Annotated in this window: 21 protein-coding genes, 1 other RNA gene and 1 pseudogene; 12 read left to right on the top strand and 11 right to left on the bottom strand. The window is 63.9% G+C overall.

Going from position 1 to position 25,149, the window contains the following annotated elements; genetic code table 11:
- Nucleotides 1-20 precede the first annotated feature (20 nt).
- A non-coding RNA gene (gene ssrS, locus AC3WK8_RS22580) (6S RNA) lies at nt 21-199 on the top strand.
- Nucleotides 200-286: 87 nt separating this feature from the next.
- Nucleotides 287-892, top strand: coding sequence for a 5-formyltetrahydrofolate cyclo-ligase (locus tag AC3WK8_RS22575; RefSeq protein ID WP_103325916.1), 606 nt, complete (start codon nt 287-289; stop codon nt 890-892).
- Nucleotides 893-916: 24 nt separating this feature from the next.
- Here the strand turns inward: AC3WK8_RS22575 and AC3WK8_RS22570 are convergent, their stop codons facing one another.
- Complete coding sequence (locus tag AC3WK8_RS22570) at nt 917-1,063, bottom strand: hypothetical protein (protein ID WP_164485043.1); 147 nt, start codon at nt 1,061-1,063, stop codon at nt 917-919.
- Between the two features lie 196 nt (nt 1,064-1,259).
- Here AC3WK8_RS22570 and AC3WK8_RS22565 point away from each other — a divergent pair, with 196 nt between their 5' ends.
- The 4 genes from AC3WK8_RS22565 to AC3WK8_RS22550 all read left to right on the top strand — a co-directional run bounded on the left by AC3WK8_RS22565 (nt 1,260) and on the right by AC3WK8_RS22550 (nt 6,691).
- Entirely contained in the window at nt 1,260-1,709 is a 450-nt protein-coding gene (locus tag AC3WK8_RS22565; RefSeq protein WP_103325917.1) for an EVE domain-containing protein, read from the top strand.
- A gap of 178 nt (nt 1,710-1,887) precedes the next feature.
- Nucleotides 1,888-2,853, top strand: coding sequence for an HlyD family secretion protein (locus AC3WK8_RS22560; protein ID WP_022641756.1), 966 nt, complete (start codon nt 1,888-1,890; stop codon nt 2,851-2,853).
- A complete protein-coding gene (gene rbbA, locus AC3WK8_RS22555; protein ID WP_103325918.1) occupies nt 2,850-5,573 on the top strand; it encodes a ribosome-associated ATPase/putative transporter RbbA in 2,724 nt (907 codons plus the stop codon). The genes AC3WK8_RS22560 and rbbA overlap by 4 nt, the downstream gene beginning before the upstream one ends.
- Entirely contained in the window at nt 5,573-6,691 is a 1,119-nt protein-coding gene (locus tag AC3WK8_RS22550) for an ABC transporter permease (RefSeq protein WP_085594307.1), read from the top strand. Before rbbA ends, AC3WK8_RS22550 begins: the two co-directional genes overlap by 1 nt.
- Before the next feature lie 121 nt (nt 6,692-6,812).
- Here the strand turns inward: AC3WK8_RS22550 and AC3WK8_RS22545 are convergent, their stop codons facing one another.
- Nucleotides 6,813-7,220 (bottom strand): flagellar basal body-associated protein FliL, encoded by a 408-nt coding sequence (locus tag AC3WK8_RS22545; RefSeq protein WP_022641759.1) that lies wholly within the window; start codon nt 7,218-7,220, stop codon nt 6,813-6,815.
- Nucleotides 7,221-7,378: 158 nt separating this feature from the next.
- On the opposite strand from AC3WK8_RS22545, the gene AC3WK8_RS22540 reads away from it, so the two are divergent.
- Entirely contained in the window at nt 7,379-8,356 is a 978-nt protein-coding gene (locus AC3WK8_RS22540; protein ID WP_103325919.1) for an NADPH:quinone oxidoreductase family protein, read from the top strand.
- 19 nt (nt 8,357-8,375) lie between these two features.
- On the opposite strand, the gene AC3WK8_RS22535 is transcribed toward AC3WK8_RS22540, so the two are convergent.
- From AC3WK8_RS22535 to trxA, 5 genes are all read right to left on the bottom strand, one after another.
- A complete protein-coding gene (locus AC3WK8_RS22535) occupies nt 8,376-9,017 on the bottom strand; it encodes a gamma-glutamylcyclotransferase (RefSeq protein WP_085594303.1) in 642 nt (213 codons plus the stop codon).
- A gap of 215 nt (nt 9,018-9,232) precedes the next feature.
- Nucleotides 9,233-10,201: a CDP-6-deoxy-delta-3,4-glucoseen reductase gene (locus AC3WK8_RS22530; RefSeq protein WP_085594301.1), complete on the bottom strand. Its 969-nt coding sequence runs from the start codon at nt 10,199-10,201 to the stop codon at nt 9,233-9,235.
- The gene (ubiD, locus tag AC3WK8_RS22525) at nt 10,201-11,667 is read right to left on the bottom strand and encodes a 4-hydroxy-3-polyprenylbenzoate decarboxylase (RefSeq protein WP_103325920.1); all 1,467 of its coding nucleotides are present in this window, start codon (nt 11,665-11,667) and stop codon (nt 10,201-10,203) included. The genes AC3WK8_RS22530 and ubiD overlap by 1 nt, the downstream gene beginning before the upstream one ends.
- Nucleotides 11,668-11,789: 122 nt before the next feature.
- Nucleotides 11,790-13,049, bottom strand: a complete 1,260-nt coding sequence (gene rho / locus AC3WK8_RS22520) for a transcription termination factor Rho (protein ID WP_022641764.1) — start codon at nt 13,047-13,049, stop codon at nt 11,790-11,792.
- Between the two features lie 244 nt (nt 13,050-13,293).
- A complete protein-coding gene (gene trxA, locus AC3WK8_RS22515) occupies nt 13,294-13,623 on the bottom strand; it encodes a thioredoxin TrxA (protein ID WP_044465682.1) in 330 nt (109 codons plus the stop codon).
- Nucleotides 13,624-14,051: 428 nt separating this feature from the next.
- Here trxA and ppx point away from each other — a divergent pair, with 428 nt between their 5' ends.
- Nucleotides 14,052-15,554 (top strand): exopolyphosphatase, encoded by a 1,503-nt coding sequence (gene ppx, locus AC3WK8_RS22510; protein WP_085594297.1) that lies wholly within the window; start codon nt 14,052-14,054, stop codon nt 15,552-15,554.
- Between the two features lie 72 nt (nt 15,555-15,626).
- Here ppx and ppk1 read toward each other — a convergent pair whose 3' ends face one another.
- Nucleotides 15,627-17,846 carry a polyphosphate kinase 1 gene (gene ppk1 / locus AC3WK8_RS22505; protein WP_085594295.1) on the bottom strand — a complete coding sequence of 740 codons (2,220 nt, stop codon included), beginning with the start codon at nt 17,844-17,846 and terminating at the stop codon, nt 15,627-15,629.
- Nucleotides 17,847-17,864: 18 nt separating this feature from the next.
- Nucleotides 17,865-18,878: a porphobilinogen synthase gene (hemB, locus tag AC3WK8_RS22500; protein ID WP_103325921.1), complete on the bottom strand. Its 1,014-nt coding sequence runs from the start codon at nt 18,876-18,878 to the stop codon at nt 17,865-17,867.
- A 208-nt stretch (nt 18,879-19,086) separates the two neighbouring features.
- Here hemB and AC3WK8_RS22495 point away from each other — a divergent pair, with 208 nt between their 5' ends.
- Both AC3WK8_RS22495 and elbB read left to right on the top strand, forming a co-directional pair.
- Nucleotides 19,087-19,695, top strand: a complete 609-nt coding sequence (locus AC3WK8_RS22495; protein WP_053133727.1) for a DedA family protein — start codon at nt 19,087-19,089, stop codon at nt 19,693-19,695.
- 217 nt (nt 19,696-19,912) lie between these two features.
- The gene (elbB, locus tag AC3WK8_RS22490) at nt 19,913-20,581 is read left to right on the top strand and encodes an isoprenoid biosynthesis glyoxalase ElbB (RefSeq protein ID WP_085594290.1); all 669 of its coding nucleotides are present in this window, start codon (nt 19,913-19,915) and stop codon (nt 20,579-20,581) included.
- Nucleotides 20,582-20,623: 42 nt separating this feature from the next.
- On the opposite strand, the gene AC3WK8_RS22485 is transcribed toward elbB, so the two are convergent.
- Entirely contained in the window at nt 20,624-21,079 is a 456-nt protein-coding gene (locus AC3WK8_RS22485) for a YaiI/YqxD family protein (protein ID WP_022641771.1), read from the bottom strand.
- A 76-nt stretch (nt 21,080-21,155) separates the two neighbouring features.
- A complete protein-coding gene (locus tag AC3WK8_RS22480; RefSeq protein WP_103325922.1) occupies nt 21,156-23,054 on the bottom strand; it encodes an FTR1 family protein in 1,899 nt (632 codons plus the stop codon).
- 515 nt (nt 23,055-23,569) lie between these two features.
- On the opposite strand from AC3WK8_RS22480, the gene AC3WK8_RS22475 reads away from it, so the two are divergent.
- Both AC3WK8_RS22475 and AC3WK8_RS22470 read left to right on the top strand, forming a co-directional pair.
- On the top strand, nt 23,570-25,063 hold the full coding sequence (locus tag AC3WK8_RS22475) for a COG3014 family protein (RefSeq protein WP_103325923.1): 1,494 nt from the start codon (nt 23,570-23,572) through the stop codon (nt 25,061-25,063).
- Between the two features lie 12 nt (nt 25,064-25,075).
- Nucleotides 25,076-25,149 (top strand): annotated as a pseudogene (locus AC3WK8_RS22470) (YcfL family protein); the annotation flags it as partial.

The following is a 25,149-nucleotide window of genomic DNA, read 5'->3' as shown; positions in this document are numbered from 1 at the left end:
CGGTTGCGTTATACTCCCGCCACTCCCTGGGGTGCTTGCCAGTTGGCGATGTCCCTGAGCCGATTTGCACTACCCTGGAAGTTGCACGTTGGGCTGGTGTGCATGTCCGCTAGACGGAAAGCCTTAAAGCCTGCTGCATCTCCCGCCTTGAACTCTCGGGTTCAAGGGCTAAGTCGACAGCGGTTCGCCTGGGGAGCCTGAATTATCGATCAATGCCAGTTATCCATGCTGGCATTGGTTTTTCCGGGTAGGCTGTCCTGCCATCCCGACTTGCAAAGCCTCCTCCATGACCGCACCTGCGCCGCCCTCCCGCCCGCAACTTCGCCGCATGCTGCGCAAAGCCCGTCGCGCCCTGACACCCGCCCAGCAGCGCCAGGCCGCCCGTGGCTTGTATCGACAGTTGGCGCAGGATCCGGTATTTCGCCGTGCGCGACATCTATCGCTGTACCTACCCACCGACGGTGAAATCGACCCGCGCCTGCTGTTGCGCGCCGCCCAGCGCCGGGGCAAGGCCACCTACCTGCCGGTCCTCAGCGCCTGGCCACGTACCAAGATGGTCTTCCAGCGCATTCGTCCGGGCGAGCAGCTGCGGCCCAATCGCTTTCGCATTCTCGAACCCAAAATCAATGTCGCCCGCCAGCGCAAGGTCTGGGCCCTGGACCTGGTGCTGTTGCCGTTGGTGGGGTTCGATGAAGAGGGAGGACGCCTGGGGATGGGCGGTGGATTCTACGACCGCAGCCTGGCCTATCTGGCGCGCCGGAAAACATGGCGCAAGCCGAAGCTGCTGGGGCTGGCCCATGAATGCCAGAAAGTCGGAAAACTGGATCAGGCCAGCTGGGATGTGCCGCTGCAGGGCACGGTGACCGATCGGGGATGGTACGGCGCCCGCTAGGCGCCGCATTCTATCGACGCTGACTCAGCGCTTGAGAGGTTGCTGCTGTTGTGCGATCTCGACCGGAGCATCGGTCTTGCTGGCCCATAGGCTCTGTGCATAACCGGTGGTCACAACGCCCAAACCGAACAAAATAACCAAAATCCATAGCAAATCCGGTTGGCGTTTCATCGATTGCCCCCCCTCAGGCAAATCACACACGCTGGCGGCACGGCATCCATAACAAGCCATGCGGCAGCGTCAAGCTTAAAATCCCGGCATTTTGCGATAACGTGAACCGACACGCAAATGCTGGCGTCAACCGACCGTCGGTTTGTCATAAAATTGCCAGATCACCCGTTCACCCACCTTGTCGGAGGGCAAGCACATGGCCTATTGGCTGATGAAATCCGAGCCGGACGAGCTCTCCATCGAAGGCCTGCAGGCACTCGGCCAGGCGCGCTGGGATGGCGTGCGCAACTACCAGGCACGCAACTTCCTGCGGGCCATGGCCGAGGGCGACGAGTTCTTCTTCTACCATTCCAGCTGCCCCGAGCCGGGCATCGCCGGGATTGGCCGGATCGTCAAGGCTGCCTACCCGGACCCCACCGCCCTGGAGCCGGACAGCGTCTATTTCGATCCCAAGTCCAGCGCCGAGAAGAACGCCTGGAACGCCATCGACGTGGCCCATGTGCAGACCTTCGGCAAGGTCCTGCGCCTGGACTACCTCAAGCAGCAGGCAGCCCTTGCCGAGATGCCCCTGGTGCACAAAGGCAGCCGCCTCTCGGTGATGCCCGTAACCGCCGAGCAGTGGGCGGCGGTGCTCGCGCTGCGCTGATCCCCGCGCACGCCATGGCCATGCAAGCCATGGCAGCGTTGCCGGTTTTTTGTCACGTCCCTCATGCAGCCTGCAACCATTGAGGTTAGGCTAGCGCCCTTTACATTTGACGAGCATCAAGCGGCCCAGGCTTGAGGTTCGTCAGACTAGGACGCTATAGCCGCAGGACGCAGACCCCATGTCGAAGAACCGCCGTTCCTCCCGTGTTTTCGCTGTTTCCCTCTTGATCCTATTGCTCGCTGCCGGTGGTTTCGGCTACTGGAAGTCCCTCCAGGACCGCCTGCCCGAAGGCTTGAGCATGGGCAACGGCCGCCTGGAGGCCACCGAGGTGCAGATCGCCAGCAAGATCCCGGGGCGCCTGGCCGAAGTGCGAGTCCATGAGGGCGACAAGGTGCTCCAGGGCCAACTGCTGGCACGCATGGATACCCGGACCCTGGAAGCCCAGCGCGCCCAGGCCGAGGCCGAAGTGGCCAGGGCCCGGGAAAACCTCTCTGCCGCCGAAGCCAATGTGCAACTGCGCCAGAGCGAACTGCTACTGGCCAACCAGGAACTCAAGCGCTCCCAGGAACTGTTCCGTCGCGGCTTCGCCAGCCAGCAGATCATCGATCAGCAGCAAGCCCGCCTGAGCACCGGCAACGCGGCAGTGCTGGCGGCCCAGGCCCAGGTCGCCTCGGTCAAGGCCGCCATCGGCGCCGCCCAGGCCCAGGTGGCCCAGCTCATCAGCGAAATCGACGACAGCAGCCTGCGCGCGCCCATCGACGGCATCATTCAACTGCGCCTGGCCGAACCTGGCGAGGTCCTGGGCGCGGGTGGCCGGGTGCTCTTGCTGATCGATCCCAACGACCAGTACATGAACCTCTACCTGCCCGCCTCCGTCGCCGGGCGCCTGACCGTGGGCGATGAAGCACGCCTGCTGCTCGACGGCCTGCCCAACCAGCCACTACCGGCGAAGATCAACTTCGTCGCGGCCAAGTCCCAGTTCACCCCCAAGGAAGTGGAGACCCGCGACGAACGCCAGAAACTGGTGTTCCGGGTCAAGGTGCGCCTGACCCAACCCGCCGCCGTGCCACAAGCCAAGCCGGGCATGCCCGGTGCCGGTTACGTGCGCACCGCCCCCGTGGACTGGCCGGCTAACCTGCAATGAGCGGCCTGGCGCTGCAAGCGACCGGCATCGCTCATCGCTATGGTCCGCAACAGGCCCTGGTCGATATAGCCTTCAGCCTGCCGGCCGGTACCCGTTGCGGCCTGATCGGTCCGGACGGCGCCGGCAAGTCGAGCCTGCTGGGGCTGATCGCCGGGGTCAAGAAACTCCAGCAGGGCCAGCTCCAGGTACTCGGGGGCGACATCACCCAGCGGCGCCACCGCAGCAGCCTCTATCCGCGCATCGCCTTCATGCCCCAGGGCCTGGGCGGCAACCTGTACCCCGAGCTGTCCATCAGCGAGAACATCCGCTTCTTCGCCACCCTGTTCGGCCTGCCCGCCAAGGAATGCGCGCAGCGCATGCACAGCCTGCTGCTGGCCACCGACCTGCTGCGCTTCGCCGAGCGCCCGGCCGGCAAGCTGTCAGGCGGGATGAAACAGAAGCTCGGCCTGTGTTGCGCACTGATCCACGAGCCGGACCTTTTGATCCTCGACGAACCGACCACTGGCGTCGACCCGCTCTCGCGCCGACGCTTCTGGGAACTGGTGGAGAACGTGCGCCAGCAACGACCACAGCTGACGCTGCTGGTGGCCACCGCCTACATGGAGGAAGCCGAGCAGTTCGAGCATTGCCTGATGCTCGATCGCGGCCGGTTGATCGCCCAGGGCCTGAGCCAGGAGCTGGCCAAGGTCACCGCCAGCGGCAAGCTGGACGACGCCTTCACCCACTTCCAGGGCGACGGCGGCCAGGACAATCCGCCGCTGGTGATCCCGCCCCGCTCCAGCGCCAACCAGGACATCGCCATCGAGGCCCATGAACTGATCCTGCGCTTCGGCGACTTCACCGCCGTGAACAAGGTCAGCTTCGCCATCGGCCGCGGGGAGATCTTCGGCTTCCTGGGCTCCAACGGCTGCGGCAAGACCACCACCATGAAGGTTCTCACCGGGCTGATGCCGGCCACCGAGGGCAGCGCCAAGCTGCTGGGCAACCCGGTGAATGCCAAGGACCTGGCCACCCGCAAGCGGGTCGGCTTCATGTCCCAGAGCTTCTCGCTGTACGGCGAGCTCAGCGTGCGCCAGAACCTGGAGCTGCACGCCCGCCTGTTCGACTTGCCCAAGGACCAGAGCGGCCCGCGCATCGAGGAACTGATCCAGCGCTTCGACCTGGGCGCAATCGCCGAGCAGCAGTCCGGCGCCCTGCCCCTGGGTTTGCGCCAGCGCCTGTCGCTGGCGGTGGCGGTGCTGCACCGGCCGGAAGTGCTGATCCTCGACGAGCCCACGTCCGGGGTGGACCCGGCGGCCCGCGACAATTTCTGGCGCCTGCTGGTGGAGCTGTCCCGGGAACAGGGCGTGACCATCTTCCTGTCCACCCACTTCATGAACGAAGCCCAGCGCTGCGACCGTATTTCCCTGATGCACGCCGGCAAGGTACTGGCCTGCGATACCCCAGAGGCGCTGCAGCGCCAGTACGCCGGCGAGACCCTGGAAGCGGCCTTCGTGCGCTGCCTGGAAGACGCCCAGGGCGCCCCGGACACTCCACCTCCCGCCCAGCCGGAACCAGCAGCCCCGGCTGCGGCCAGCGCCCCCGTGCACTCGGGCCTGAGCCTGGCGCGGTTGCTGGCGGTGGCCACCCGCGAAGGCAAGGAACTGCTGCGCGACCGGGTGCGCCTGGGGTTCGCCCTGCTCGGAGCGATCTTCATGATGGTGATCTTCGGCTACGGTATTTCCCTGGATGTGGAGAAGCTGGCCTTCGCCGTCTACGACCAGGACCAGACCCCGCAAAGCCGCGCCTACCTGGAAGCCTTCCGCAGCTCACGCTACTTCGAGGAAAAACCGACGATCCGCAACTCCGCCGAGCTGCACCGACGCTTGCAACGCTCGGAGATCAAGCTGGCCCTGGAAATCCCTCCCGGCTTCGGCCGCGACCTCTATGCCGGGCGCCAGCCCGTGGTCGCCGCCTGGCTCGACGGTGGCATGCCGTTTCGCGCGGAGACCAGCCGCAACTATGTCGAGGCGGTGCACCAGGGCAACCTGGAACTGCTGGCGGAACACAGCAGCCTGCCGCGCAACTCACGACCTGCGGCCAAGCTGGAAACCCGCTTCCGCTACAACCAGGACGTGGTTAGCGTGAACGCCATCGGCCCCGGCGTCATGGCGCTGATCCTGGCGTTCATCCCGGCCATGCTCACCGCCTTGGGCATCGTCCGCGAGAAGGAGCTGGGTTCGATCACCAATTTCTACGCCACACCACTGACGCGTCTGGAGTTCCTCCTGGGCAAGCAGGCGCCATATCTGGCCGTCAGCCTGATCAACCTGGGGCTGCTGGTGGCCATGAACCGCTGGCTGTTCGGCGTACCGTTCAAGGGCAGCGGCCTGACCCTGGCCCTGGGCGGGGTACTGTACGTGCTGGCCACCACCAGCATGGGCCTGCTGATCTCGGCCTTCACCCGCACCCAGATCGCGGCGATCCTGGGCACCATGATCATCACCAGCCTGCCGACCATCCAGTTCTCCGGGCTGATCGTGCCGCGCTCGTCCCTGGACGGTTCGGCGGCGATCATGGGCCAGCTGTTCCCCGCGGGCTACTTCCTCGACATCGCGGTCGGTACCTTCACCAAGGCCCTGGACGTGCGTGAACTCTGGCCCCAGTGCCTGGCACTGGTGGGGTTCTTCCTCGGCTTCACCGGGCTGAGCCTGGTCATGTTGAAAAAGCAGGAGGTCTGATGAACCGGCTTGCCCATATCCTGCGCCTGGGCCTCAAGGAACTCACCAGCCTGCGCCATGACAGCGTACTGTTGCTGTTCCTGATGTACGCCTTCACCGTGGCCATCTACCTGCCAGCCGCCGGCTCGGTGATCGGCGTGCACAACGCCAGCGTGGCCCTGGTGGACGAGGACCACAGCGCCCTGTCGCGCCTGCTGGGGGAGTCCCTGCAACCGCCGGAATTCCAGGCCCCGGCAACCCTGCCCTACGACCGGCTGGACGCAGTGCTGGACAGCGGCCAGTACACCTTCGTGATCAACGTCCCGGCCAACTTCCAGAACGACCTGCTGGCCGGGCGCCAGCCGGCGGTACAGGTCAACGTCGACGCCACCGCCATGAGCCAGGCCTTCATGGGGGCGGGCTACATCGGCCGGATCTTCCAGCGCGAGCTGCTCGACTACGCCGGCCAGGGAGACACACCCGCCAAGGCCCCGGCCCTGCTGACCACCCGCGCGCTGTTCAACACCAACCTGCAGGGCGGCTGGTTCCTGGCGGTGATCCAGATCGTCAACAACATCACCATCCTGGCCATCGTGCTCACCGGCACCGCGCTGCTGCGCGAACGCGAGCACGGTACTCTCGATCACTTGCTGGTGCTGCCGCTCACAGCCCTGGAGATCATGCTGGCGAAAATCTGGAGCAACATGCTGGTGGTGGTGCTGTGCACCTGGATATCGCTGGAAGTGGTCGTCAAGGGGTTGCTGGGCGTGCCGCTGGCCGGCTCCCTGGGCTTGTTCCTGATGGTCACCGCGCTCTATCTGTTCGCCAGCACGGCCCTGGGCATCTTCCTCGCCACTTTGGCCCGCTCGACCCCGCAGTTCGGCCTGCTGGCGATCCCGGTGATCATTCCGATGCTGTTGTTATCCGGCGGCAGTACACCGCTGGACAGCATGCCGCAGTGGTTGCAATGGGTGATGCAGGGTTCGCCATCGACGCATTTCGTCAGCTTGAGCGCGGCGATCCTGTTCCGCGACGCCGGCGTCAGCGTGGTCTGGCCCGACCTGCTGGCCCTGGGCGGGATCGGCCTGGCGTTCTTCGCCATCGCCCTGGCGCGGTTTCGCAAGAGCCTGGCGTCCTGAGGTTGCCTCGGGACGCCGATATGCAGGAGCGAAGCTTGCTCGCGATCAGCCGCAAGGCTGGAATCTGGCGGGGGTCGCGATATCGCTATCGCGGGCAAGCCTCGCTCCTACGGATCCAGCATTACTGGATGATCAGGTTATTGAACAGCAGGTCCTCGACCACCGGCTTGCCGGTCTCGTCGTTCATCACCTGTTGCACCTGCTTGAGGGCTTCCTGGCGCAGTTTTTCCTTGGCCTCGACATTGTTCATGGTCTCGGCGGTCTGCTGGGCGAACAGCGCCACCAGCTGGTTGCGGATCAGCGGCTCATTGGCCTTGACCGCCTGGGCCGCCGGGTCGCCGGTCACCCGCAGGGCCACGTCGGCCTTGTAGACCTTGAGCTTGGGGCCGCCATCCAGGCCGTAGTTGCCCACGAAGGGCGGGGTCAGGCTGATGTAGCTGACTTTCGGCGCTTCGCCTTCTTTAGCCTCTTCGGCCATCGCTGCCACAGGCAGGGAGAGGGCCAGCAGCAACATGATCCACGCTTTCACAATTCGCTCCTTAATCCGGTTTGCGGCCTAGCATAAAGGCCCGCCAGCCTGAGCCCAAGCACAAGCTTATGGCTGGTTATCAGGGCCGGGCATGCTCGTTGACCACCTGGTTCACACTCCTACACTTATCGGCCACCACTCCCAAAGGAATAGCCCTGATGAAAGCCGTGCTGTGCAAAGTCTTCGGCCCTGCCGAAACGCTGGTGCTGGAAGAGGTCGCAAGCCCTGTGCCGAAGAAGAACGAGATCCTGCTGGACGTGCATGCCGCCGGGGTCAACTTCCCGGACACCCTGATCATCGAGGGCAAGTACCAGTTCAAGCCACCGTTCCCCTTCTCTCCGGGTGGTGAGGCGGCCGGCGTGGTCAGTGCAGTGGGCGAGAAGGTCAGCCATCTGAAGGCCGGCGACCGGGTCATGGCCCTGACCGGCTGGGGCAGCTTCGCCGAACAGGTGGCGGTGCCCGGCTATAACGTGCTGCCGATTCCCCAGGCCATGGACTTCAACACCGCCGCGGCCTTCAGCATGACCTACGGCACCTCGATGCATGCCCTCAAGCAACGGGGCAACCTGCAGCCCGGCGAAACCCTGCTGGTGCTCGGCGCTTCAGGTGGCGTGGGCCTGGCAGCGGTGGAGATCGGCAAGGCCATGGGGGCCCGGGTGATCGCCGCCGCCAGCAGCGCCGAGAAACTCGCCGTGGCCAAGGCCGCCGGTGCCGACGAATTGATCAACTACAGCGAGGCCAGCCTCAAGGACGAGATCAAGCGCCTGACAGGCGGCAATGGCGCCGATGTGATCTACGACCCGGTGGGCGGCGACCTGTTCGACCAGGCCGTCCGTTCCATCGCCTGGAACGGCCGGCTGCTGGTGGTGGGATTCGCCAGCGGGCGCATCCCCGAGCTGCCGGTGAACCTGGCCCTGCTCAAGGGTGCTGCGGTGGTAGGCGTGTTCTGGGGCTCCTTCGCCCAGCGCCAACCCCAGGACAATGCGGCGAACTTCCAGCAACTGTTCGCCTGGCACGCCGAAGGCAAGCTCAAGCCCTTGGTGTCGCAAGTCTATCCCCTGGCCGAGACGGCCCGGGCCATCGACGACCTCGGCCAGCGCAAGGCCGTGGGCAAGGTGGTGGTGCAGGTGCGCTGAGCCGCCAAGAGCTACGCCCTCAGCAGGCCTTGCAACGCTTGAGCCGCGCCTCCAGATTGCGATCCGGCATGGCGTGGCTGCGCAGGGCGTGGACCGTCTGCTCGACATAGTCGCGGGTGGTGCCGTAGCGCCCGCAGGCGCTTTCGAACACCTGGTTCAGCACGTGGTCCGGCAGGTTGCCGGCGTAGCTGGGCAGGTGCCGCTCCAATACGAACCCCAGCGCCTGGACCTGGTTGCCGTCTTCGAGGCGGCAGTTGAGCCAGTGCGGACGGTAGGAGGGATAAGGCATTTCCCGCAGCCACAGCGCATACAACGAATCTTCCAGGCACTCTTCCGACAATCGGTAGGCGAAACCGCTGCAGGAGCCGCCACGGTCCAGGCCGAAGACCAGGCCCGGTAGCTCGGGCGTCCCCCGGTGCTCGTGGGACCACAAATACAGGCCCCGGTGATAACCATGTACCCGCCCGCGTACCCGTTCGACCGCCGAGCACTCCGGACGCCAGATCAGCGAACCGTAGGCGAACAACCAGACCGGCCCGCCCTGATGGCGGGCCATGGTGGCTTGCATGGAGCTGCGAAGTTGTTCGTGGGTCAGCTGCGGCCCGAGATCGAGACGCGGAGGGTAAGCCAGGTTCAGGTAGCTGGATTCAAGGGCGGTCATGGCGAATAGCGTTCAGCTCCCCGCGAGAAAGAAGTTACTTAATAGAACGCCCGGCAGTAACTACAAGACACATAAGTTACAAGGCAAGGTAAGTAACAATAACCAAGGCTACTTAACTTGAAGGACAGGTATATAACCTACCGATATTTATCAAATTAGATAAATATCGATGGGCTATATAGCAAGTTATAACGCGCGGTACAGGGGCGGCAGGATCAGGACCGCGGAGCGTAGGCGAACACATCCGCACGCATCTGGTGGGCGTCCATGCCGGCGTTCACCAGGGCGTCGAGGGTGGCGTAGATCATCGCCGGCGAACCGCTGGCATAGACATGCACCGACGACAGGTCGTCGATGTCCTCGCTCACGGCCTCATGCAGCATGCCGCAGCGCCCTTCCCAGCCACACAGGTCGCTGACCACCTTGTGCAGGTAGAGATTGGGCAGTTGCTGCCACTGGTCCCAGTGCTCCAGCTGGTAGAAGTCCTCGGGCCGGCGTACACCCCAATACAGGTGCACCGGGTGCTTGAAACCCTTGGCCCGGCAATGCTCGATCAAGCTGTGCATCTGCGCCATGCCGGTGCCAGCGGCGATCAGCACCAGCGGACCATCGGGCAGCTCGGCCAGGTGGGTGTCGCCAAACGGCAACTCGACCCGGGCCATGCCGTTGCGCTGCAGTTGTTCCATCAGGCTTTGCGCGCTGTTTTCCCGGGCCAGCACATGCAGCTCCAGGTCACGCCCGCAGTGAGGCGCCGATGCCAGGGAAAACGCCGACTTCTCGCCGTTGTCCCGCTCCAGCAGCAAATATTGGCCGGCGTGGTAGCGCGGCGGCTTGCCCGCCGGCGCCCGCAGCCGGACCCGCCAGACATCACCGCCGACTTCCAGGCATTCAACGAGCTGACACGACAGGCTGCGCACCGGCAACTCTCCCAGCGCAAGGACGCCGTCCCACAACACGATGCAGTCTTGCAGCGGCTCCGCGATACAAGTGTAGAACTCGCCGTGGTCACGCACATCGCCGGCCTGCCGCACGCTGCCTTCCACCAACAGGGCAGCACAGACGTGACAGTTGCCATTGCGGCAGCTCTGGGGGCAGTCATAGCCCAGGCGCCTCGCCGCATCGAGAATACGCTCGCCGGGCAGTGTCTCTAGCACCGCTCCGGAGGGCTGCAAGGTTACACGCATCAATCTATTCCTAATTGATTCCAGATGGCATCGATCCGGCGGGTGACCGCCTCATCCTTGACGATGACCCGTCCCCACTCTCTGGTGGTTTCTCCGGGCCACTTGTGAGTGGCGTCCAGCCCCATCTTCGAACCCAGGCCGGATACCGGCGAGGCGAAGTCGAGGTAGTCGATCGGGGTGTTGTCGATCATCACCGTGTCGCGCTTGGGGTCCATGCGCGTGGTGATGGCCCAGATCACGTCGTTCCAGTCCCTGGCGTTGATATCGTCGTCGGTGACGATAACGAACTTGGTGTACATGAACTGTCGCAGGAACGACCACACGCCGAGCATTACGCGCTTGGCGTGGCCCGGGTACTGCTTCTTCATGGTCACCACCGCCATGCGGTACGAGCAGCCCTCGGGCGGCAGGTAGAAGTCGGTGATCTCCGGGAATTGCTTCTGCAGGATCGGCACGAACACTTCGTTGAGCGCCACGCCGAGGATCGCCGGCTCATCCGGCGGACGCCCGGTGTAGGTGCTGTGGTAGATCGGCTTGGTGCGATGGGTGATGCGTTCCACGGTGAACACCGGGAAGCTGTCCACTTCGTTGTAGTAGCCGGTGTGGTCGCCATAGGGGCCTTCCGGGGCCATTTCGCCCGGATGGATCACGCCCTCGAGGATGATCTCGGCGGTGGCCGGGACCTGCAGGTCATTGCCCCGGCACTTCACCAGCTCGGTGCGGTTGCCCCGCAGCAGGCCGGCGAAGGCGTATTCGGACAGGGTGTCCGGCACCGGGGTCACGGCTCCGAGGATGGTGGCCGGGTCGGCCCCCAGGGCCACGGAAACCGGAAATGGCTGGCCCGGGTGCTTTTCGCACCACTCGCGATAATCCAGCGCGCCGCCACGGTGGCTCAACCAGCGCATGATCACCTTGTTGCGCCCAATCACCTGTTGCCGATAGATGCCCAGGTTTTGCCGGTCCTTGTTCGGTCCGCGGGTCACCGTCAGGCCCCAGGTGATCAGCGGCGCCACGTCGCCCGGCCAGCAATGCTGGATCGGCAACTGCGAAAGGTCGACATCGTCGCCCTCGACCATCACTTCCTGGCACACCGCGTCCTTGACCACCTTCGGCGCCATCGACACGACCTTCTTGAAGATCGGCAGCTTGGACCAGGCATCCTTCAGGCCCTTGGGCGGCTCGGGTTCCTTGAGGAAGGCCAGCAGCTTGCCGATCTCGCGCAATTCGTCGGTGGACTCGGCGCCCATGCCCATGGCCACCCGCTCGGGGGTGCCGAACAGGTTGCCCAGCACCGGGATGTCGAAACCCGTGGGTTTTTCGAACAGCAGCGCCGGGCCCTTGGCGCGCAGGGTGCGGTCGCAGACTTCGGTCATTTCCAGGACAGGAGAGATGGGAACCTGGATGCGCTTGAGTTCACCGCGCTGTTCCAGGCCACGAATGAAGTCGCGCAAATCGCGATACTGCATGCAAGAGCCTCGTGTTGGCCGTATCGGTCGGGGTGCAGAGTGTAGCGCCGTTCAGGCCGCAATGGCCAAAGTGCAGACAGCAAAAAGCCGGGTTGCCCCGGCTTTCGCTCGACCTGCTGATGTTACTTGCGTTTCATCGACAGGAAGAATTCATCGTTGGTCTTGGTCTGCTTCAGCTTGTCGACCAGGAACTCGATGGCGGCGACTTCATCCATCGGATGCAGCAGCTTGCGCAGGATCCACATGCGCTGCAGCTCGTCGTCGGCCGTCAGCAGCTCTTCGCGGCGGGTACCGGACTTGTTGATGTTGATGGCCGGGAATACGCGCTTCTCGGCGATACGACGGTCCAGGGGCAGTTCCATGTTGCCGGTACCCTTGAACTCTTCGTAGATCACTTCGTCCATCTTCGAGCCGGTCTCGACCAGCGCGGTAGCGATGATGGTCAGCGAGCCGCCTTCCTCGATGTTCCGCGCGGCGCCGAAGAAACGCTTGGGTTTCTCCAGGGCGTGGGCATCGACACCACCGGTCAGGACCTTGCCGGAGCTCGGGATCACGGTGTTGTAGGCACGGGCCAGGCGGGTGATGGAGTCCAGCAGGATCACCACGTCCTTCTTGTGCTCGACCAGGCGCTTGGCCTTCTCGATCACCATCTCGGCCACTTGCACGTGGCGGGTTGGCGGCTCGTCGAAGGTGGAGGCGACCACTTCGCCACGCACGGTGCGCTGCATCTCGGTCACTTCTTCCGGACGTTCGTCGATCAGCAGGACGATTAGGTGGCACTCGGGGTTGTTGCGGGTGATGTTGGCCGCAATGTTCTGCAGCATGATCGTTTTACCCGCTTTCGGCGGAGCGACGATCAGGCCACGCTGGCCCTTGCCGATCGGGGCGCACAGGTCGATGACACGGCCGGTGAGGTCTTCGGTGGAACCGTTGCCGGCTTCCATCTTCAGGCGATCGTTGGGGAACAGCGGGGTCAAGTTCTCGAACAGGATCTTGTTCTTGGCGTTCTCGGGACGGTCGTAGTTGATGGTATCGACCTTGAGCAGCGCGAAGTAACGCTCGCCTTCCTTCGGAGGGCGGATCTTGCCAACGATGGTGTCACCGGTGCGCAAGTTGAAGCGACGGATCTGGCTTGGCGACACGTAGATATCGTCCGGCCCGGCCAGGTAGGAGGCATCGGAGGAGCGAAGGAAGCCGAAGCCGTCCTGGAGGATCTCCAGCACGCCATCACCGGAGATTTCCTCACCGCTTTTCGCGTGCTTTTTCAGCAGGGAGAAAATCACGTCCTGCTTGCGCGAACGGGCCATATTTTCTATGCCCATCTGTTCGGCCAATTCGAGCAGTTCGGTAATCGGCTTTTGCTTGAGTTCAGTCAGATTCATATAGGAATGACGTAATCATTTATAGAGGGGGAAATTAAGCTTTTGGCTTAATGAGGCCGCGCCGCGGAGAAGGCGACAGGATCGCGTACTTATTCGAAGGAGAGCGTCGGCGACGGCTTGCAGGGGGCACTGGAGAAACCAGTGCGGGGCCGAATGTAACACCTGAGTTTCGGAGCGTCTAGCCCTCAATTACGAAAAAGCCCCGCATTTTGCGGGGCCTTTTCTAACATGCTGAAACCGAGGTTCAGATGTTCGCGTCGAGGAAAGCCGCCAGTTGCGACTTCGACAGCGCACCGACCTTGGTGGCTTCAACGTTACCGTTCTTGAACAGCATCAGGGTCGGGATACCACGTACGCCATGCTTGGCCGGGGTTTCCTGGTTCTCGTCGATGTTCAGTTTGGCAACGGTGAGCTTGCCCTTGTAGGTCTCGGCAATTTCGTCCAGAACCGGAGCGATCATTTTGCATGGGCCGCACCACTCAGCCCAGTAGTCGACCAGTACAGCGCCTTCGGCCTTGAGTACATCGGTCTCGAAGCTGGCGTCGCTGACGTGTTTGATGAGATCGCTGCTCATGGAATTCTCCAGGTTGTAAGCAAAAAAACGTGGCCCATCATATCTGCCCTTCCTGCGTTCAGGAAGCCGCAGGTGATTGACTCTCACTATGGTGCCCCTTGAGTTTGGGTATAGCTCAGCCCGGCGCAAAGCGAGAATTCCACCGATGCCTATAAAAGCCGGGACAACTTCGTGCGGCATCTCCTATTAATGTCGTCGAGGCCGCTACATGTGCCTTTCCACGCGGTCCAGGCGCCCTTCGGGCAATCCTGCGCACGAATATCGACCGGATGAGCGGTAGCACCAGCGCTCTCAAGTCCCTCATGGCACATCTGGGAATGCTGGCTGGCGCAAGGTTTGATGCGATGCATCAACGCATTGGCCACTGCGCGTTGGCGCGAGCCGTTGATCGTGGCAGGATGGCGAGGTTATCGACCGAGACCCCAGCCATGCCCCAATCCCAAGCCAAGAATCTGTCCTTGATCGCCGCGATCGATCTGGGCTCCAACAGCTTTCACATGGTCGTGGCCAAGGCCCGGAACGGTGAAATCCGCATTCTCGAGCGATTGGGTGAAAAGGTTCAATTGGCCGCCGGCATCAATGAAGAACGCCAGCTCAACGAAGAATCCATGCAACGCGGGCTCGACTGCCTCAAGCGTTTCGCCCAGCTGATCAACGGCATGCCCCAGGGCACCGTGCGCATCGTAGGCACCAACGCCCTGCGCGAGGCTCGCAACCGTGGCGAGTTCATTCGCCGGGCCGAAGAGATCCTAGGCCACCCGGTGGAAGTCATCTCCGGACGTGAAGAAGCGCGCCTGATCTACCTCGGGGTTTCCCATACCCTCGCCGACACCCCCGGCAAGCGCCTGGTGGCCGACATCGGCGGCGGCAGTACCGAGTTCATCATTGGCCAGCGCTTCGAGCCCCTGCTGCGCGAAAGCCTGCAGATGGGCTGCGTGAGCTTCACCCAACGCTATTTCCGCGACGGCAAGATCACCCCGGCCCGCTACGCCCAGGCCTACACCGCCGCACGCCTGGAAATCATGAGCATCGAACATGCGCTGCATCGCCTGACCTGGGATGAAGCCATCGGCTCCTCCGGCACCATTCGCGCCATCGGCCTGGCCCTCAAGGCCGGCGGCCAGGGCAGCGGCGAGATCAACGTCGAAGGCCTGGCCTGGCTCAAGCGCAAGCTGTTCAAGCTCGGCGACGTCGACAAGATCGACTTCGAAGGCATCAAGCCCGACCGCCGGGCCATCTTCCCTGCTGGCCTGGCGATCCTCGAGGCGATCTTCGATGCCCTGGAATTGCAGCGCATGGATCACTGCGAAGGCGCCCTGCGCGAAGGTGTGCTCTACGACCTGCTGGGCCGTCATCACCATGAAGACGTCCGCGAGCGCACCTTGGGCTCGCTGATGGAGCGCTACCACGTGGACCTGGAACAGGCTTCGCGGGTCGAAGGCAAGGCCCTGCGCTCCTTCGACCAGGTCGCGGCCGACTGGGACCTGGAAGACGGCATCTGGCGCGAGCTGCTGGGCTGGGCCGCCAAGGTGCATGAAGTGGGCCTGGATATCGCCCACTATCACTACCACAAGCACGGCGCCTACCTGATCGAACACTCGGACCTGGCTGGCTTCTCCCGTGAGGACCAGCAAATGCTGGCCCTGCTGGTACGCGGTCACCGCCGCAATATTCCCAGGGAGAAGTTCGCCGAGTTCGGCGACGACGGCATCAAGCTGATCCGTCTGTGCGTGCTGCTGCGCTTCGCCATCCTGTTCCACCATATCCGCGGTACCCAGCAGATGCCCCAGGTGCAGCTCAGCGCCAACGGCGACCAGCTGGACGTGCAGTTCCCGGCCAACTGGCTGGATGAAAACCAGCTGACCCAGGCGGACTTCGCCCTCGAGGCCGAGTGGCTGACCCGGGTCGGCATCGTACTCAACGTCAGCTGAGCCCAGCTCCGGTCAAACAAAAAGGCCAGCCCGATCACTCGGGCTGGCCTTTTTCATTGGCGCCGGCTGAACCTAGCGCACCGGCAAGACCGGGCTGCCAAGGCGCTCCAGCAAGGTAGCCTGGGCGCTACGCGGGTTCTGGTTGCCGGTCGGCGTGTTGCGCACATAGCGCCCGTCGGACTGCAGGCTCCAGCTGTGGGTGTTATCGGTGAGATAACTCTCCAGCTCCTTCTTGACCCGCAGGATCAGCTTCTTGCCCTCCACCGGGAAGCAGGTCTCGACCCGCTTGTCGAGGTTGCGCTCCATCCAGTCGGCGCTGGACAGGAACATCTGCTCTTCGCCGCCGTTGAGGAAGTAGAACACCCGGGTGTGCTCCAGGAAGCGCCCGATGATCGAGCGCACGTGGATGTTGTGCGACACCCCGGCGATCCCCGGACGCAGGCAGCACATGCCACGCACCACCAGGTCGATGCGCACGCCGGACTGGCTGGCCTTGTACAGCGCGCGGATGATCTTCGGATCGGTCAGCGAGTTGAACTTGGCGATGATGTGCGCCGGCTTGCCGTCCAGGGCGAACTGGGTCTCCCGGGCGATCATGTCGAGCATGCCCTTCTTCAGGGTGAACGGCGCATGCAAGAGCTTCTTCATGCGCAGGGTCTTGCCCATGCCGATCAGCTGGCTGAACAGCTTGCCGACGTCCTCGCACAGCGCATCGTCGGAAGTCAGCAGGCTGTAGTCGGTGTACAGGCGGGCGTTGGCCGCATGGTAGTTACCCGTGCCCAGGTGCGCATAACGCACGATCTCGCCCTGCTCGCGCCGCAGGATCAGCATCATCTTGGCGTGGGTCTTGAAGCCCACCACGCCGTAGATCACCACCGCGCCGGCCGCTTGCAGGCGGCTGGCCATCTGCAGGTTGGACTCTTCGTCGAAGCGCGCGCGCAGTTCGATCACCGCCGTGACCTCCTTGCCGTTACGCGCCGCATCCACCAGGGCGTCGACGATCTCCGAGTTGGCCCCGGAGCGGTACAGGGTCTGGCGCACCGCCAGCACGTGGGGATCCTTGGCGGCCTGGCGCAGCAGGTCGATCACCGGGGTGAAGGACTCGAAGGGATGCAGCAGCAGGATGTCCTGCTTGCTAACGACGCTGAAGATGTTCTCGCTGTTCTGCAGCAACTTGGGAATCTGCGGGGTGAACGGCGGGTGCTGCAGCTCCGGATGGCTGTCCAGGCCAGTGATGCTGAACAGGCGCGTGAGGTTCACCGGACCATTGACCTGGTAGAGCTCGGTCTCATGCAGGTTGAACTGCTTGAGCAGGTAGTCCGACAGGTGCTTGGGGCAGGTATCGGCCACTTCCAGGCGCACCGCGTCGCCGTAACGGCGGGAGAACAGCTCGCCGCGCAGGGCACGGGCCAGGTCCTCGACGTCCTCGGAATCCAGTGCCAGGTCGGCGTTTCGAGTCAGGCGGAACTGATAGCAGCCTTTTACCTTCATGCCCTGGAACAGGTCATCGGCATGGGCATGGATCATCGACGACAGGAACACATAGTTGTCGCCAGGACCACCCACCTCTTCCGGCACCCGGATGATCCGCGGCAACAGGCGCGGGGCCGGGATGATCGCAAGGCCCGAGTCGCGGCCGAAGGCGTCGATGCCTTCCAGCTCGACGATGAAGTTCAGGCTCTTGTTCACCAGTAGCGGGAAGGGGTGCGTCGGATCCAGGCCGATGGGGGTGATGATCGGCGCGATCTCGTCGCGAAAGTAGCGACGGACCCAGGTCTTGAGCTTGGCGGTCCAGTAGCGACGGCGGATGAAGCGGATCTGGTGCTTCTCCAGCTCCGGCAACAGGATGTCGTTGAGGATCGCGTACTGGCGATCCACATGACCGTGCACCAGGTCGCTGATGCGTGCCAGCGCCTGGTGCGGTTGCAGGCCGTCGGCGCCAGCCTGTTCACGGGCGAAGGTGATCTGCTTCTTCAGGCCGGCGACCCGGATCTCGAAGAACTCGTCCAGGTTGCTGGAGAAGATCAGCAGGAACTTCAGGCGCTCCAGCAGTGGATAGGACTCGTCCAGCGCCTGCTCCAGCACGCGGATGTTGAACTGCAGTTGCGACAGCTCGCGGTGGATGTACAGGCTGCTGTCGTCCAGGTTGGGGATGACGATGGCCGGTACCGGTTGCGCCTCGGTGGCCGGGGCCGCGGGAACGGGCTCCAGCTCCGGCGGGGTCTCGGCTACTTGCTCGACCACTGGCTGGGCTTCTTTTACGGCAACTTCTGTGAGTCCTTCGGTATTCATCGCGTGTTCCTGGGAGGGCTATTTTTGCTCTCGTAACAATTGAGCAGCACGAACGGCAAAGTAAGTCAGGATGCCATCGGCACCTGCACGTTTAAAAGCAGTCAGGGACTCGAGAACGACCCCCTCGGCCAACCATCCATTCTGGATCGCCGCCATGTGCATGGCGTACTCGCCGCTGACCTGATAGACGAAGGTCGGCACCTTGAAGGCGTCCTTGACCCGCCAGAGGATGTCCAGGTAAGGCATCCCCGGCTTGACCATGACCATGTCCGCGCCTTCGGCCAGGTCCGCCGCCACTTCATGCAGGGCTTCCTCGGCATTGGCCGGGTCCATCTGGTACGAGGCCTTATCGGCCTTGCCCAGGTTCAGCGCCGACCCCACCGCATCGCGGAACGGCCCGTAGTAGGCGCTGGCGTACTTGGCCGAATAGGCCATGATCCGCACGTTGACATGACCCGCCAGCTCCAGCGCTTCGCGGATCGCCTGGACGCGACCGTCCATCATGTCCGAGGGTGCCACCACCTGGGCTCCGGCTTCGGCGTGGGACAGGGCCTGGCGCACCAGGGCATCGACCGTGACGTCGTTCTGCACGTAGCCCTGTGCGTCGAGAATGCCGTCCTGGCCGTGGGTGGTGAACGGGTCCAGGGCGACGTCGGTGATCACCCCGAGGTGCGGGAAGCGTTCGCGCAAGGCACGGGTGGCACGCTGGGCGATGCCAGCCGGGTTCCAGGCTTCGGCAGCGTCCAGGGACTTGAGTTCCCCGGGCGTCACCGGGAACAGGGCCAGGGCGGGAATCCCCAGCTCGACCCAGTGCGCCGCCTCTTCCAGCAGCAGGTCGACGCTCAGGCGCTCGACGCCCGGCATCGAGGCCACCGCCTCACGGCGATTCTCGCCGTCGAGCACGAACACCGGCAGGATCAGGTCGTCCACGCTCAAGCGATTCTCGCGCACCAGACGTCGGGAAAAGTCATCGCGACGGTTACGCCGCAGACGAGTGGCCGGAAACAGACGATTGGCGGGAGTAAAGCTCACGACGGACTCCATGGCCCGCGCTGGCGGGCGAGCGTGACAGTTATAAGCGGGCATTATGACGAACAGATGACAGTTATGCTCAAGCTGTTGACCGACAGCAACACACATTGTCATTGAGGGGAAATGTTCACGTCGAGACACATTTCGATACTTTCCCCAACGCCGTCGAAGGGGTAGGCTGCGCGTTCATTTCGCCAGCATCCAGACAATGCTCCAACAATTTCTTCAGGATTTCGGCTACTTCGCCCTCTTTCTCGGCACGTTCTTCGAAGGCGAGACCATTCTGGTTCTAGCCGGGTTTCTCGCGTTCCGTGGATACATGGATATCAACCTGGTGATGGTGGTTGCCTTCTTCGGCAGCTATGCCGGTGACCAACTGTGGTACTTCCTGGGGCGCAAGCATGGCCGCAAGTTGCTGGCGCGCAGGCCGCGCTGGCAGATGATGGGCGATCGGGCACTGGAGCACATCCGCAAGCACCCGGACATCTGGGTGTTGAGCTTCCGCTTCGTCTATGGCCTGCGTACCGTGATGCCGGTGGCCATTGGCCTGTCCGGCTATCCGCCGGGACGCTACCTGCTGCTCAACGGCATTGGCGCGGCGATCTGGGCGGTAGCCCTGGCGCAGGCAGCCTTCCACTTCGGCGCCGTCATGGAAGGCATGCTCGGCAGCATCAAGAAGTACGAGCTGTGGGTCCTGGGCGCCCTGCTGGTCCTGGGCTTCTGCCTGTGGCTGCGGCGGCGTTTCAAGAATGCCCGCCTGGCCAAGCAGATCTACGAAGCCGAACAAGCCGAGCAGCACAACAAGCCGGCCGAGTAAGCGGCCCCTACGCGGCGCCTGGACATGGGCGCCGCGACTCTCGACTCCTCGAACCCCTACTCCTCGAACTCCTGAACTCGCGCACCCAACGGCTTTCCAAGACGGTATGGCCGCGGCTCGACGCGCCCGGAAAAATCCCGGCCCGATCGTGATATCCCTCTGCGGCGACTGATGACAAACTGCCGGACATTTAGCGTGATGAACCTGGAGAAACCCCATGAGCAAAAAAGTTGCAGTGATCCTTTCCGGTTGCGGAGTCTTCGACGGCGCCGAGATCCATGAAAGCGTGATCACCCTGCTGCGCCTCGACCAGCGTGGTGCCCAGGTGCAGTGCTTCGCCCCGGACATCCCGCAGATGCACGTGCTCAACCACCTGACCGGGGACACCATGCCCGAGACCCGCAACGTCCTGGTGGAATCGGCGCGCATCGCCCGCGGCGAGGTCAAGGACCTGCGCGAGGCCAAGGTCGAGGACTTCGACGCGCTGATCGTTCCCGGGGGCTTCGGCGCCGCCAAGAACCTCTCCAGCTTCGCCACCGAAGGCGCGGCCTGCTCGGTCCAGGCCGATGTCCTGGCCCTGGCCGAAGCCTTCGCCGAAGCCGGCAAGCCGGTGGGCCTGATGTGCATCGCCCCGGCCATGGCCGCGAAGATCTATGGCCCCGGCGTGACATGCACCATCGGCAACGATGCCGACACCGCCGCAGCCCTGGGCAAGATGGGCGCCAACCATGCCGAGTGCGCGGTGGACGAGATCATCGAGGACAAGGCACGCAAGCTGGTGACCACTCCGGCCTACATGCTGGCGCAGTCCATCAGCCAGGCCGCCGCCGGCATCAACAAGCTGGTGGACCGAGTACTGGAGCTGACCCACGAAGGCCAGCAGTAACAACTACGCCAACGGCCGGGGAGCGCGTGCTCCCCCGCCGCATCAGCCCTGGCGCGCCAGCCTGGTCAGGATCCGGTCCAGGGCATTGGCGAACGCCTGCTTCTCCCGATCCCCATAGGGCGCTTGCCCGCCGCTGACCTGGCCCTGCTCCCGCAAGTCGGTGAACAGGTTGCGTACCGCCAGGCGCTCGCCCATGTTCTGCGCATCGAACTCCTTGCCCCGTGGGTCGAGGGCCGCCACGCCCTTTTTCACCAATCGGTCGGCCAAGGGCACGTCGCTGCAGATCACCAGCTCGCCGGGCACCGCGTGCTCCACCAGGTAGTCGTCCGCGGCATCCGGGCCACTGGGCACCACGATGAGCTTGACGCAGGCGAACGGCGGCTTGATCTGCGGCTGCCCCGCCACCAGCAGTACCTCGAACTGGCGCTTGAGAGCAAAGCGCACCACTTGTTCCTTGGCGGCCTTGGGACAAGCGTCGGCATCGATCCAGACACGCATCGAATCTTCTCCTTACACAATGCAAAACGGGCAAGCCGCTGTAGGAGCGACTTGCCCGCGAGGGTCAGGCCTCGGTTCAGGAGGCCTGCAGGCGGCGCTTCTCGCTCATCCGGCTGCGGCTGTAGAGTACCGCGATCGCCACGATCGCCATGGCCTGGGCCCCCAGCGAGTAGGCGTCGGCATGGATGCCCAGCCAGTCGAAGTCGAAGAACGGCACCGGCCGGGTACCGAAGATCCCCGCTTCCTGCAGTGCCTTGACGCCATGGCCGGCGAAAACCACCGACAAGGCGCACAGCAATGCGGCGTTGATGCTGAAGAACAGCGCCAGAGGCAGCTTGGCCGAACCCCGCAGGATCACCCAGGCCAGACCCACCAGCAGCACCAGGGCGGTGCCGCCACCGGCCAGCACCGCGTTGTGTCCGGCTGGACCGGCCTGCAGCCACAGGGTTTCGTAGAACAGGATCACTTCGAACAGCTCGCGGTAAACCGAGAAGAACGCCAGCACGGCGAACCCGAAGCGACCGCCGCCGCCCACCAGGCTGCTCTTGATGTAGTCCTGCCAGGCCGCCGCGTGCCGGCGGTCGTGCATCCATACCCCGAGCCACAACACCATCACGCTGGCGAACAGCGCGGTGGCGCCTTCCAGCAACTCGCGCTGGGAACCGCTGACATCGATCACATAGGCCGCCAGGGCCCAGGTTCCCAGGCCGGCCAACAGGGCCAGGCCCCAGCCGACGTTGACGCTGCGTACCGCCGACTGCTGGCCGGTGTTGCGCAGGAAGGCGAGGATCGCCGCCAGCACCAGGATGGCTTCCAGGCCCTCGCGCAGCAGGATCAGCAAGCCGGAGATGAAGCTCAGGGACCAGCTCAGGCTGTCGCCGCCCAGCCGTTCCGCGGACTCCTTGAGCTTGGCCTTGGCTGCGTCCAGGCGCTGCTCGGCCTGTTCCACCGCCAGCCCATCCTGCAGCGACTGACGGTAGGCCATCAGGGCTTTCTCGGTGTCCTTGCGCACAGCGGTGTCGACGTTGTCCAGGGAGCTTTCCACCAGCTCGAACCCTTCCAGGTAGGCTGCCACCGAAAGATCGTAGGCCTGCTCACGATCGCCGTTGCGATAGGCCGCGAGGCTCTTGTCCAGGGTCGACGCGGTGTAGTCCAGCAATTGCCCCGGACCGCGCTTGACCTGCGGTGGCTGGGCCCGCTGGGCCCGGAAAGTCGCCGCGGCCCGTGGCCCCTGGGCGGCCAGGACCTCCCCCGGGGTCTGCCGGGCCAGGTCCGCCAGATTGAAGTCCTGCTCGCCCTTGGCCGCTGCCGGATCGGCGCTGAAGCCGGCAATGTAGGTCGCCAGGTCCCAACGCTGGCGGTCATCCAGCTGATCGGCGAAGGACGGCATGTCGGTGCCCTCCACTCCCAGTCCCAAGGTGTTGTAGATGGCGTACAGGCTCAGGCGATCCAGGCGCTCGGAATCCCGCAGGTTGGCCGGCGGCGGCGTCATGCCCAGGCCCGCCGGGCCGTCACCGGCCCCTTGCTGGCCATGGCATACCGAACAGTGCTGGGCGTACAACGGCGCTCCACGGGAAGGATCCGGGGTGATGACCGGGGCCTGGCTGACCTCGTAGGCCACCGCCAGCCGAGCGCCCATCTGCCGTGCCTGATGCGCTACCTGGCCGCCATCCACACGGTCGGCGACCGCCTTGCGCAAGCTGGCGATGTCCTGCTCCAGCTCGGCCTTCTCCGGCTTGGCCGGCAAGTCGGCGATCAACCCCTGCAAGACCCCAAGAAACTCCACCTGCTCACGGTACTCGGACTCATCGATGACCTTGCCGTCCGCCACCGTGGCCGGGTAGTCCGCGCCGATGTAGTCCAGCAAATGCAAGGCCTTGGGCGCGCCATCGACGGTATCGGCCAGGAGATTGGAGCTGCAGAACACCAGTACCGGCAGTACCAGCAGCGCCAGTAAACGGGAAGGGGCAGTCATGAATGATTCTCAAAGGGAAATACGAAGTAACATATTGTTCCCTTCCAATCGGTTTCACTCAAGGTTTATCGGCCCTCTGAAACATCTTCAGCCCGCAAGCACTAGCCCTGCGGTTCCTCCTCTGCTGTTTCTTGCGTAGCCTCGCGGCCAGGCCGATGGCACCGGCACAGGTATTAATCGGGTTAACGCACATTGTCGGCATCTATTGCCGAGCAAGCGTTTCAGCACCGGCAAGCTCATGTTTCCTCTGCACTGCCTGCCGCAACAGCCCGCAACTGCGCGTCGAAGATCTCCGCAAGTCATTGTCCGATACTGGCAATCACCGATCAAAACAACATTAAAAAGCCATTACAGCGCCAGGTCCGATGTCTATAATGCCGCGCCCTCGTTATCGCGAATCGCTATTCAAGCTCCTTTTTTAATGAGGAATTGGCAGGTGTCCAGCTTTCCTGCCAGAGGGTTCGTCCAGCCCGACCCGCAGCCAGGCTGTTTCATTCAGGGAAGAAGAAGTACCCATGGCATCCCGCGCCCTCACCACGGTTGCGCTCGGCGCAATCACCCTGCTTGCCGGCTGTTCGGTCTTTCGCAGCTACGACAGCGAACTCCAGGAAACCAACCAGCAGCTTCGCGCCGGCAACCTCGATGCCGCCCTGACCCTGCTGGAAAAGAACAACCAGGGTGGAGACAAGGACCTGCTCTATTACTTCGAAAAAGGTGAACTGCTGCGCGCCAAGGGCGACCTGGCCGGCAGCCAGGCAGCCTGGGGCCACGCCGACCAAGTGGTGGGCAACTGGGAAGACTCGGTCAAGTTCGACAGCGAGAAATACCTGGCCCAGTTCGGTAGTTTCCTGATCAACGACAAGGTCCGCCGCTACGAAGGCTACGACTACGAAAAGGTCATGCTGACCACCCAGATGGCCATGAACCTGCTGGCCAGCAACGACTTCGACGGCGCCCGCATGGCGATCAAGAAGACCCACGAACGCGAGGCGGTGATCGCCGAACTGCGGGACAAGGAATACCTCAAGCGCGAGGACGAAGCCGAGAAGCAAGGAATCAAGACCCAGTACAAGGACCTCCAGGGCTACCCGGTGGCCGCCCTCGACGCCCCGGAAGTGACCAACCTGAAGAACAGCTACCAGAGCGCCTTCAGCCACTACCTGGCGGGCTTCGTCTACGAGGCCCTGGGCGAGAAGGACCTGGCGGCCCCCGGTTACCGCAAGGCCGCCGAGTTGCGTCCCAACACACCGCTGCTGGAACAGGCCCTGCTGAACCTGGACGCCCCGGTGGAACCGGTACAGGTCGAGGCTCCGGCCAAGGCCTCGGGCAAGAACAAACGCAAGGTCGCGGCCAAGGCCCCGGTCCGCCCACCGGCGCCAGCGGCCCTGGCAGCGGATGAAAGCGAAGTGCTGATCGTGGTGCAGAGCGGCCTGGCCCCGGCCCGTGACTCGGTACGCATCCCCTTGCCCATCCCGATCCACGACAAGCTGGTGATCACCCCGCTGTCGTTCCCGGTGATCAAGGCCGACACCTCGACCCAGGCCTTCGCCCAGATCGGCATCGACGGCCGGCAGCAGGACCTGACCCTGCTCAACAGCACCACTGCCATGTCCCGCCGCGCCCTGCGCGACGACATGCCGGGCATCATCCTGCGCACCACCGTGCGCGCCGTGACCCGTGGCGTCGCGCAAAAGAACCTGAACGAGGCCAACCCCCTGGCCGGCCTCGCCGTGGGCCTGGCCTCGGCCATCACCGAAGGCGCCGACACCCGCACCTGGCGCACCCTGCCGGACGCCACCCAGGTGACACGCCTGCGCCTCAAGCAGGGCGAGCACAGGCTCAGCCTGCCCAGCGCCCTGGGCGGCACCCAGGTGCTGGTCAAGGTCGACCAGCGCTACCAGGTGATCGCCCTGCGCGTGGTCGGCAACCAGGTGTTCAGCAGCGGCCTGGCCGCCCACGTCATCCCGAACAACGTCGGCCAGAACATGGCCAGCAACCAACGTCCCTGAGCGGAGCATCCCATGCGCCTGAAACTTCTCGCCGTCGCTGCCCTGGCCCTCCTGGCCGGCTGCGCCACCCCACCACCTCCCGCCCC

The sequence above is a fragment of the Pseudomonas sp. FW507-12TSA genome (assembly GCF_058781435.1).
Note: the sequence above shows the minus strand (reverse complement) of the source record. Positions and strands in the feature narration are given on the sequence as shown.